7 protein-coding genes are annotated in these 10,066 nt (G+C 62.1%); 5 read left to right on the top strand and 2 right to left on the bottom strand.

Annotated elements, in window-relative coordinates; genetic code table 11:
• The first annotated feature begins 75 nt into the window (after positions 1 to 75).
• The 5 genes from THEVEDRAFT_RS00650 to THEVEDRAFT_RS00670 all read left to right on the top strand — a co-directional run bounded on the left by THEVEDRAFT_RS00650 (position 76) and on the right by THEVEDRAFT_RS00670 (position 7,145).
• Complete coding sequence (locus tag THEVEDRAFT_RS00650; RefSeq protein WP_006582806.1) at positions 76 to 2,829, top strand: UPF0182 family protein; 2,754 nt, start codon at positions 76 to 78, stop codon at positions 2,827 to 2,829.
• 20 nt (positions 2,830 to 2,849) lie between these two features.
• Complete coding sequence (locus THEVEDRAFT_RS00655; RefSeq protein WP_040825068.1) at positions 2,850 to 3,515, top strand: PP2C family protein-serine/threonine phosphatase; 666 nt, start codon at positions 2,850 to 2,852, stop codon at positions 3,513 to 3,515.
• A 48-nt stretch (positions 3,516 to 3,563) separates the two neighbouring features.
• On the top strand, positions 3,564 to 4,940 hold the full coding sequence (locus THEVEDRAFT_RS00660) for a serine/threonine protein kinase (RefSeq protein WP_006582808.1): 1,377 nt from the start codon (positions 3,564 to 3,566) through the stop codon (positions 4,938 to 4,940).
• 44 nt (positions 4,941 to 4,984) lie between these two features.
• Positions 4,985 to 6,172: a hypothetical protein gene (locus THEVEDRAFT_RS00665; protein ID WP_156787072.1), complete on the top strand. Its 1,188-nt coding sequence runs from the start codon at positions 4,985 to 4,987 to the stop codon at positions 6,170 to 6,172.
• Between the two features lie 100 nt (positions 6,173 to 6,272).
• Positions 6,273 to 7,145, top strand: a complete 873-nt coding sequence (locus THEVEDRAFT_RS00670) for a hypothetical protein (protein WP_006582810.1) — start codon at positions 6,273 to 6,275, stop codon at positions 7,143 to 7,145.
• Positions 7,146 to 7,344: 199 nt separating this feature from the next.
• On the opposite strand, the gene THEVEDRAFT_RS00675 is transcribed toward THEVEDRAFT_RS00670, so the two are convergent.
• Positions 7,345 to 8,265 (bottom strand): hypothetical protein, encoded by a 921-nt coding sequence (locus THEVEDRAFT_RS00675; RefSeq protein ID WP_006582811.1) that lies wholly within the window; start codon positions 8,263 to 8,265, stop codon positions 7,345 to 7,347.
• 35 nt (positions 8,266 to 8,300) lie between these two features.
• Positions 8,301 to 10,040, bottom strand: a complete 1,740-nt coding sequence (locus THEVEDRAFT_RS00680) for a sensor domain-containing diguanylate cyclase/phosphohydrolase (protein WP_006582812.1) — start codon at positions 10,038 to 10,040, stop codon at positions 8,301 to 8,303.
• Positions 10,041 to 10,066: the final 26 nt, after the last annotated feature.

Raw genomic sequence — 10,066 nt, forward strand, 5'->3', positions numbered from 1 at the left:
TCTGGACCTGGGACTTTAGGATTATAATAACATATCTTAATCGGAATTTTTGGTCCATATGGAGGTGTTTGCGGGTTGAGCTTCTTTCGTTTTGGCCCCTTTGGCCCCTTCAGGGGGTTTAAAAAGAACGAATGGATCCCCGGAGATGGGGACAACCAGTGGAGTCCCCTGGAGGAAGGGGGGGAGGTCTTCGACTCCCGTCCCGTGAGGCCCTTGAAGCCCAAGGGCTTGATCCCCCTGGGATTGATTGTTGGTGGTGTGGTGCTTCTGCTGCTGGTGCCGTGGCTCTTCACGGAGCTATGGTGGTTCCGGTCCGTAGGCTTCGAGGAGGTCTTCATAAGGCGCATTTTAGCAAGGGCCGGGTTATTCGCCCTGGGGTTTCTCGTCGCGGCGTTGGCCCTGTGGAGATCCGTGGGGGGGCGTAAGGTCTCTTCGGGCCTTTTGGCCGGTGTCCTCCTGGGGGCCCTTTTCAAGGGTGTGCAGCTCTCCTCCCTTTGGCTCACCCTCCTCTCAGGGGTGCTTTGGTCCCCCTTAGGGGTGAAAGACCCCCTGTTCGGGTTGGATGCGGGGTTTTACCTTTTCGCCATGCCCGCCTTGGATGGGCTGCTCAAGTGGCTTTGGGGGCTTTGGGCCCTTGGGGTTTTAGGGTCCCTTGCGTCCATGAGGCTTGATGGGGGGCTCCAAGGGCTGCATTTCAGACTCCTGTCCCTTAGATGGATACCTTCCCTGGGCCTCGTGCTGTGGACCGGGTCGGTGGCCTTGGACGTGCTGTCCCTGGTGTGGGCCCCCGGCAGGGTGGTGTACGGTGCTTCGTTTGCGGATGTGAAGGTCAGGCTTCCCCTGATGCTGCTGCAGGGGACGGTTCTGGCCGTCTCTGCCGTGCTGTTGGCCCTGGGGCGGGTTAAGCCTTCGGTTAAGCTTGCCAAGCCGATGGTGGTGCTCTTCGCGGGGCTTTGGTTTTTGCGGGCTTTCCTGCCCGGTGTGATCCAGCAGCTCGTGGTGCGTCCCAACGAGTTCCAGATGGAGAGGCCTTACATAGGGGCCCACGTGGACATGACCCTGAAGGCCTACGGCCTACAGGATGTGAAGACCGTCCAGGTGGACCCGGCCCCCAAGGTTGGCAGGGCGGACCTTACGGACAGGGCCCTTAAGAACATAAGGCTTTGGGACTACGAACCCCTCCTCACCGCCTACAAACAGCTGCAGGAGATAAGGTCTTACTACGAGTTCCTGGGGGCCGACGTGGACCGTTACCCCTGGGAGGGGGGTAGGATGAGGCAGGTGATGCTGGCGGTCCGGGAGCTGGATCACCGAAAGCTTCAAAGTCAAACCTGGGTTAACCGCCATTTGGAGTTCACCCACGGCTACGGACTGGTCATGAACTACGTCAACCAGGTGGCCCCCGGGGGGATGCCGGACCTGATAATCAAGGACATCCCCCCCTCCGGAGGCCCGGTGGAGCTCAAGACCCCCGCGGTTTACTACGGTGAGATGAACTACCCCTATGCGCTGGTGAGGACCAAGGTGCGGGAGTTCGACTACCCAAGCGGGGACTCCAACGTGAGGTCCGTCTACTCCGGCGAGGGGGGAGTCCCGGTGGGTTCCTGGATCCGGAGGCTCGCCTTCGCCCTGCGTTTCAGGGATATGGAGCTCCTGTTTACTCAGGCCTTGACTAATGATAGCAAGATTATGTTTAATAGGAACATAATTGCCATGGCAAGTCGTGTGGCCCCGTTCCTGGTTTACGATTCGGACCCCTACCCGGTGGTTCACCGGGGCAGGTTGCTCTGGATGTTGGATGGCTACCTGGTCAGTCGGTACTTCCCTTACTCAAGGCCCATGGATGCTCCGTTGGGTGGGGGAGAGGTCCGGCTCAACTACGTTAGGAACAGCGTTAAGGTGACGGTGGACGCCTTTGACGGGGAGATCCGGTTTTACGGCACCGGTGATCCCGCTTTGGAGCCCTACAGGAGGCTCTTCCCTGGCTTGTTCCGGTCCCTTTCGGAGATGCCTGGGGAACTCAAGGGGCACCTGAGGTATCCGAAGGACCTTTTTGCGGTGCAGGCCGAGGCGTTCCGGCTTTATCACATGGGGGATCCGAACACCTTCTACAACCGGGAGGACCTCTGGCAGATATCTCCGCCGGAGTCCAGGCGGCCCATAAGGCCGAACTACGTGACCATGGACATGGGGGATCCTGGTGGGGAGGAGTTCGTCCTCATGCTGCCCTTCATGCCCGCCGGGAGGAACAACCTGGTGGGGTGGATGGCGGCCCGCTGCGACGGGGAGCATTACGGGGAGCTGGTGGTGTACAAGTATCCCAAGCGCAACCTGGTATTCGGTCCCACCCAGGTGGAAGCCCTTATAGACCAGAACCCGGAGATATCCGCCCAGCTCTCCCTTTGGAGCCAGAGGGGGTCCGACGTGATAAGGGGGGATCTCTTGGTCTTGCCCATGGGAAGGTCGATCCTCTACGTTCAGCCCGTGTACCTCAAGGCGGAACGGGGGGAGCTGCCGGAGCTGAAGAGGGTGGTCCTCTCCTCGGGAGGGCAGGTGGTTTGGGGTGAGACCCTCCAGGAGGCGGTGGGCCGGCTGGTTGGTGGAGAGAGGGCCTCATCTTCCACCGAGGATTCCCCTCCCGGGGCGGATGGGCCCCGGTCCGATGGAGGGGAGGTCAAGAACGTCCTCTTGAGGGCCCGGGAGGCCTTAAAGAGGTCCCGGGAGGCCCTTAAGCTTTACGATTTCGCTGCTTACGGCAGGGCGATGAGGGATTTGGAGGAGGCGCTCGAGGAGATGTCCAGGTATTTATCCGGCGGTGATGGTCCCTGAGGTGTGGGGGCTCCCAGATAGTGGGAGCTAGAAGATATCAGGAGGATGCCTTCGGCTACGGAGAGGGGCCGAACCTCTACGGGGCCGTGGCGGACGGCATGGGGGGCATGCTTATGGGTGCGGAGGCCTCCAGGATAGCGGTTGAGGCCGCCATGGGGGCCTTGCGGGGCGGAGGCACCCCCCTTCAAGCGGTGATGCGGGCCCAGGAGGATGTACAGTCCTGGGCCAGGGGGCTTGGCATCTTGGGGCTCACCGGCACCACCCTTTCGGTGGCTGCGGTGGACCTCTCGTGCGGCCTGCTCGACTGGGCCTCCGTGGGGGACAGCCGGATATACCTCTTCCGACGAGGAGGCAGCATGGAACTGCTATCACGGGATCACACGGTGGCGGAGGCCGTTCGGGCCTCCGGGGGCGACCCCGCGTCCCTGGGGGCCGAGGGGGATCTCATAACCAGCTTCATAGGGATAGAGGAGCTGGCGGAGATCTCCATTCCCGAAGAACCCGTCAGGCTGGAGAAGGGGGATGTGGTGTTGTTGGTGTCCGACGGGGTCCACCGGGTGCTCTCCCCTGCGGAGATGGCGGCGTTGATGGACCGGGAGGACCCTGCCTCGGCGCTGATGTGGGCGGTGTCTTCCAAGGGTATCAAGAGACAGGACAACGCCACCGCGGTGGTGTTGGCCATTTGAGATGCCATGCGGGATCGTAAAGGCGTTAAGACTGGGGGTGCTTTCGAGGTGGCCCATAGAGACATAAGGCTTCCTTCCGGTTCGGTGCTCATGGAGCGCTACCGGGTAGGTACCCTTTTGGGCCGCGGGGGCTTCGGCATGACGTACCTAGCCTGGGACAGGGTGCTGGAGCTGAAGCTGGCGGTGAAGGAGTACTTCCCCATGGGCCTTGCGTTCAGGGCACCCGACGGTTCCGTTTACTGCCCCCCCGGGGAGGAGGAGACCTTCGAGGATGGGCTGGAGCGGTTCCTGGAGGAGGCCAGGACCCTGGCCAGGCTTGACCGCATAGACGGGGTAGTGCCCGTTAGGGACTACTTCAAGGCCAATGGCACCGCCTACATGGTGATGAACTACGTGGAGGGCAAGACGTTGAAGGATTACCTGGAGGAGAGGGGGGGGATGATAGACTTCGAGGAGGCCGTGGACCTGCTCATCCCCCTGATGGAGGCCCTCCACAGGGTACATCGGGAGGGATGCCTGCACCGGGACGTGAGCCCCGACAACATCCTGGTCTCCCCGGACGGACGATGTACCCTGATAGACTTCGGCGCCGCCCGGGGGAGCTTCCGCAGCACCGTCAGCGTATCCGCGGTCCTTAAGCCCGGTTACGCCCCGGAGGAACAGTACCGGGGAGGAGGTGATCAGGGCCCCTGGACGGACGTGTACGCCATGGGGGCCACCCTCTACAGGTGCGTCGCCGGGTTCCCGCCACCGGACCCCATGGAGCGCCTCAAGGGCCAAAGGCTTCCGGTGCCCAAGGGCGTCCCCAGGGGAGCCTTCAAGTCCTTGGAAAAGGCCTTGGCGGTGAACCGGGAGGATCGTTTCCAGGACATGATGTCCCTCATAGAAGCCCTTCATCCCCACTTGGGGGCCGGGATGGCGGTGAACATGCGGGCCATCAGCGCGGCACTGCTCCTGGGGATGTTCTTCGCCCTGGGGGCAGCGGTGGCGGTGGGCAGCCGCCTCCTCAGCCTTGGGGCCCCATACTTGAGACAAGCGGCTTTCTTCCACCAGGAGGAGCCGAGGCATAAGCCCCCGGATGAGAGATCCGCTGGGACCGTTGACGAGGCCCCTTTGAAGAAACCAGCGGTAAGCCTTCCCGCGGATGGGCAGGGCGCCCCGGTTAAGGCCTCGGAGGATCCTCTGGCGGAGGCTAGGAGGATGTTGAACCGGGGGGACTTCGAGGGGGCTTTAAGGCTTTCCGAGGAGGCCCAGCGGGGGAGCCGAGACAAGAGGGGCCCCCTACTGGTGGGGATAAAGGCCGCCTTGGGGCTCGGCAGGACCGACATAGCAAGGTCCAAGCTGGAGGCCCTAATGGCCCTGGACCCCCTTTATCCCGGGGCGTCTGAACTGGCGGAGCAGCTTAACCTGAAGCGGACAAATTAGAGAGAGGAGGATTGATGAACTTGTTCCCCCCGTTTTCATGTATCATGAAGAGGATTAGGGTTGTAACGGCCCTTGCGGTCGGAAGCGTTGTGGTCCTTTGGGGGTCTGCGGGAGTGGCGTTGGCTGACTTCCGGGGGTATTTCCCCGCCATCCCGGCCCTTCCAGGGGCGGTTAACCGGATGACCTTCGTGGCCCCTGAGGATGGCAAGTACGTGCTCTACAGCGCCTCCGGTCTTGGAACCTTAGGTGCCCGGGGTGTTAAGGGTGAGGCCCTTGAGATAACCGCCGCCAAGGGGGAGACCCTTGAGGTGCTGTACCGCTACGAGGGAGATGTGCCCGATGGAGTCATGGACGAGGCGGTGATAGCTGAGATGTCCGGCACGGAGGTCTTCAGGGCGGCTTTCCAGCTGGGCATGCGCCCCGTGGCGAGACGGATTGAGGTGCCCCTGGCGGTGAAGGGGTTGCCAAGGCTCGTAAGGGTGGATTTGGCGGACCAACTTCACCCGTCCCTGGATTTGAAGAGGGTTCTAAAGTCCCAAGGGGGGGCCATAACCCTCACCGGTTCGGTGGAGCACCGAGGCAAGTCCTATCCCCTTGATCCTGAGGGATGGGCGGTACTGCCACCGGAGGCCGTTTCGGGGGACATCACGGTGCTCTCCGGCCTGGTCTCCAACAAGGTTGGGGGAGCCCTGACACCGGTGCAGTTCCACCTGGACCTGCGGGAGGTGGAGCTTCCGGGGGAGTGGGCCTTTCTCCACTCCCTGGCGGGACGGTTCGATGACCCGTCGCTTGGGTTCGCCCTGACCATGCTGCCCAAGGGGGCAGTGGAGGCGGGGGAGGCCCTGGGGATCAGGGCCAAGGCGTCGGAGCAGAGGCTGTTCGCCCTTGGAGAACTGCTCCACGGTTCCGATGCCGCCAAGGCCTTCCTTAGGGGGTACCTGAAGGGGACGGACATGGCCATGGTGGCGGTGAGCCCCGGGGCGGATGTGGTGGTGAGCTCCCCAGTCGGGGGCCCCCAGGGATGGAAGGAGGTCCGGGGCAGCGGCTGGGCCTACGTGTTCTTCCCAAGGAAGGGACGGGTGCTCCTGAACCTCAGGGGGAACGGGTCCTCCGCCGTGGAGATAGTCAAGGTCCTCAAGGAGGGAGAGGTCCGGCGGTCCTACCCGGCGGGGACCTGGGAACGGGACGTGGAGGTCATCGGGGACAGGCTTAACGTCTCCAGCGGAAGTTGAGGGGCTGAAAGATGGACCTCACCTTAAACGCTCGGCCCGGGCAAGCGGATCTGGCTTGGGTGTGAGGTTAACCCTTAGCCGCCTTAGGGGGGGATGAGAGGTGTCCTTGGAGTCGGTGCTCTTGCTGTTCGACTTTTACCACCCAGCGTGGGACTTCTCCACGGTGGAAAGGGCTGGGGAGGATCCATCCTTTCTGGCGGAGCTGGTGGAGTGCGGCCTTGTGAAGGAGCGGGAAGGGGCCTTCGTGCTCACTGAATCGGGGGTCCAGGAGTTTGAGCGGCTTAGGGATGAGTGTTTCTTGGACAGCCTGCCCGGGGGAGCGCCTTCGGACCCGGTGAGGTGGCTCAGGCGGAACCGTTTGGAGCTGGCGTTCAAAGGGGCTTTCGCGGGGCGATGGGGTAACAAGAGGACCTATCCCGGACTTAAGCTTAACTTCCTGGCCCCGGAGATGGAAATGATCTTCAATGGGCGGGACTTCGTAGGCTGGCGGATCTTGGATGCCCCGAGCCCGGGCACCCTGGAGCTGGATCTCATGCTGCTCTTTGACTACGACTTCTCCTGCTACGTTGGTATGCCCAGGCACCCGGAGGACCTCGAGGGGGTTCTAAACTCCGACAGGGTGCTCATGGTGATGGTGGACCCGGAGGATATCCCCGGGGCCCTGTCAAAGCTTGGAGGGGCTCACCGGTGGCTTTGGGACCGTCGTAGGGTTTTCGGAGGTTCCTTTGATCTGGACTGCCAGGGGCAGGATTCCGTTACCTGGTGGGTATGGGTAACCGAGGAAGAGACCGGTGCGGCGGCGCTGTGCCGCCGCCTAGAACCCTTTGGGGAGGCCCTTTGCGGTCCCTCTAAGCCCCTGGACCTTTGGGTGTTGAGCCAAGAGGCGCTGGAGGACTCCCGTGGGGAGGAGACCTTCTACGACCTGTTCCACCGGTGGGGACACCGGGTCTTCGCCTCCAAGGCCGTGGGGTGAGTGGCCCAGGGGACTTCCAGGGGACTTAGGCATTAAGGCCGTGTAATGGGGAGCGGGGGATCGGCAAACTAAAAGGAACACAAGCCCCCTTGGTTTTTCAGGGAACGGCCGATGGGGAATAGGACGGGCTTCTAAAAACCTATTGGAAATCAACAAGGGAGCGTTGAGCTCCCTTGATCTTCTGTGGTCCCTCTATTCGTCAGTCCCCCAGGATCTCCATTAGCTTGCCGATGGCCCACTGGTCCAGCTCGGAGGGTTCGTCGGGCCTAGGGCCTCCGTAGGTGAGCAGGTTCCTTATGAGATCCCCCTTCTCCTTGGGGAGGTGGTCCAGCATCTCGTCGATCTCCTCGGTCTCATCCTGGTCCAGCCGGCCGGTGAGGCGCCCCACCACCATGGCGGGCAGGTATAGGTAGAAGAGCCTGTCGTCCGACTCTGTCCAGGGGCCCTCCAGGTAAGCGGCCTCGTGGAATATCTGGTCGTAGTAGAACTCCTCATCCTGGTCCTCCTCATCCGGCAGGGCCTCCAGCCCCAGGATGACGAAGGGCAGTTCCGGCGACAGAGAGAAGGCGTCGAGCACCGCCTCCCATATCTCCCCCTCCGGGGCGTCCTTCTCGATGAGGGCTATGGCCCTGGCGTGGGCCCCCGAGGGGCTGTCAAGGGGATCTTGGTCGTAGGTCTCAAGTATGGCGGAGAAGTCCTTCTTGTCCAAGAGGGTCCTGTAGAGCAGGAGCCTGGCGGGGAAGATCTCCTCGTCCGCATCGAACTCCATGAGCTTCCTGGCGTAGGCCTCCGCATCGTCAAGCCTTCCCAGCGAATGGGAGGCGGAGGATAGGTGCATCAGGGCCTCCCCGTAGGTCTGGACCAGGGGCCGCTCGTCGTAGAGCCCCTTTGGCTCCTCTCCGCCCAGGCGGCGCACCGTCTCCGCAAGGGCCTCCCTCAGGTCCCCTACGCTTCGCAGGGCCTCCTCCTCGTCCTTCAACGTCCAAAGGGCCACCTTGGCGGCGGGGTTTGATGGGTCCTCTTTCAGCACGGCCTTTGCCGCCCGCTGTATCTCCTCTTCGTCAGAGGCCTCGTAGAGCCTTTCAAGCATCTCCTCTATCTTCTCGCTGTCAAATGCCATTCTTAAAGTCCCCCTTCAAGGTCTAGGTGGGAGCATTATAGCCTAACATGCTCCTCCTGACACCTCAGGAGCAGCTCTCGGACGGCTTCCAATATGGCGGGATCGTAAAGGCGTCCCTTATCCCTTGCCATCACATCCCACGCGGCATGAGGCTCCATGGCGCATCCGTCCGGGTTGGTGAGGGACTCATAGCGGTCAAGGACCTGGAATACCCGAACCGGCAGGGGTATGTCGGTGCCCTTGAGCCGTTGGGGATAGCCACCGCCGTCCCAGCGCTCGTGATGGGACAGTATCAGGTCCGCCGCGGGCAGCAGCTCCGGGATGCTCTTGGCTATGCGGTATCCCGTGACCGGGTGGTCCTGGTCCGCCTCCAGGGCTTCTTCGTCAACCGGGGGCTCCCGGTCGATCAGGTCCTTGCAGGCCACCACGCCGATGTCGTGATAGGAACAGAGGAGCTTTAGGGACTTGCTGTCCTCCTCCCCCATGCCCAGCTGCATGTCCAGGAACTCGCAGAGGTTTACAAGGCGCTTGAGGTGGAGCCCCATGTGCCCCCCAAAGGCCTGGTGCAGCTTCCCCTCCAGGTGGGCCAGTATCCTAAGCCTCGCCCGGCGGCCCTCCTTCATCTTCATCTTGTACATGAGGTCCTCCGCCGGCTTGAGCATGGCGTCCCGCCAGTCCTCGTCCGGGTGCTCCTTCACCCCGAACCCAAGGGATATGCTGGGTCTAACCAACCCGCTGCCCTTCCAGGAGGAACACATCTGATGGATCCGGTTCACCCGGTCGACCGCCTTGTCAACCCCCGTCCTGGGAAGCAGGAGGATGAACTCGTCTCCCCCCCAGCGGAATATCAGATCCCCGGGACGGCCGCTCTCCCGGAGTATCTTGGCTATGGTGGTGAGCAAGAGATCCCCTTCCGGATGTCCGAAGGCGTCGTTGGCTAGCTTGAGCCCGTTCACGTCCCCCATTATGAGGCAAAGGGGCAGGTGCTCCGGGGTGTCCAGCCGCTTCAACTCCTCGTCGAAACAGCGGCGGTTGAGGAGCCCCGTCAGGGGGTCGTGCATGTTGAGGAACCTTATCTGCTCCTCCGCCTCCCGCCTCTCCGATATGTCCTCCACCACTCCCACGACACCCAGGAACGTGCCCTTCAAGGAGGTCATGGGGCGGAACTGGGCCTTTATCCAGCTGGTCCTGTTGCCCGAGAAGGGGGTGTAGCGGCCCTCGTACATCCCGGGGGTTCCGGACAGGGCCTGCAGGATCGCCTTCTTCATCCACGGGTCCTTCATGTTGTCTATCACGTTGATCCCTATGAGCCGTTCCCTGGTGGTGCCCATTATCTCAAGGAAGTGCTCGTTCATGTCGGTTATGATCCCGTCGTGGTCTATGTGCACTATTCCTAGGGGGGAGTGGTCGAAGATGGTGTGGTACCGCTCCTCGCTCCTCTCCAGCGTCTCCTCCGCCCGTTTGATCCGGCTTATGTCCCGGCAGGAGAGGACGAAAAGATCCCTCCCCCCTTCGGAGGTCCTGCCCAGCAGGGCCTCCGTGGGTATCTCAGCGGAGCCCTTCTTCAAGGGGATGTCCATGGGGGGGTATTGGGGCTTGCCGGAGACCATGAGGTTTCGCAACCTTCCCCAGTAAACCGGGGGGAGGATCTCCTTTATGCTCTGTTTCCCCTTCAGCAAAGCCCATGCCTTGGGAGAGGACATCAAAACCCTTCCCTCCGGATCGATCACGAAGATGTAGTCCTCGAATCCTGCCATCAGGCTAACAGCGTCCAAACGGGCTACCCCCTGAACATTCGATA

It is taken from the genome of Thermanaerovibrio velox DSM 12556 (genome assembly GCF_000237825.1).
GTDB lineage: Bacteria > Synergistota > Synergistia > Synergistales > Synergistaceae > Thermanaerovibrio > Thermanaerovibrio velox.

Bases quoted from the DNA above. Each gene is read 5' to 3' on its own strand.
- THEVEDRAFT_RS00675 (WP_006582811.1), bottom strand. From the start codon at position 8,265: ATGGCATTTGACAGCGAGAAGATAGAGGAGATGCTTGAAAGGCTCTAC.
- THEVEDRAFT_RS00665 (WP_156787072.1), top strand. From the start codon at position 4,985: ATGAAGAGGATTAGGGTTGTAACGGCCCTTGCGGTCGGAAGCGTTGTG.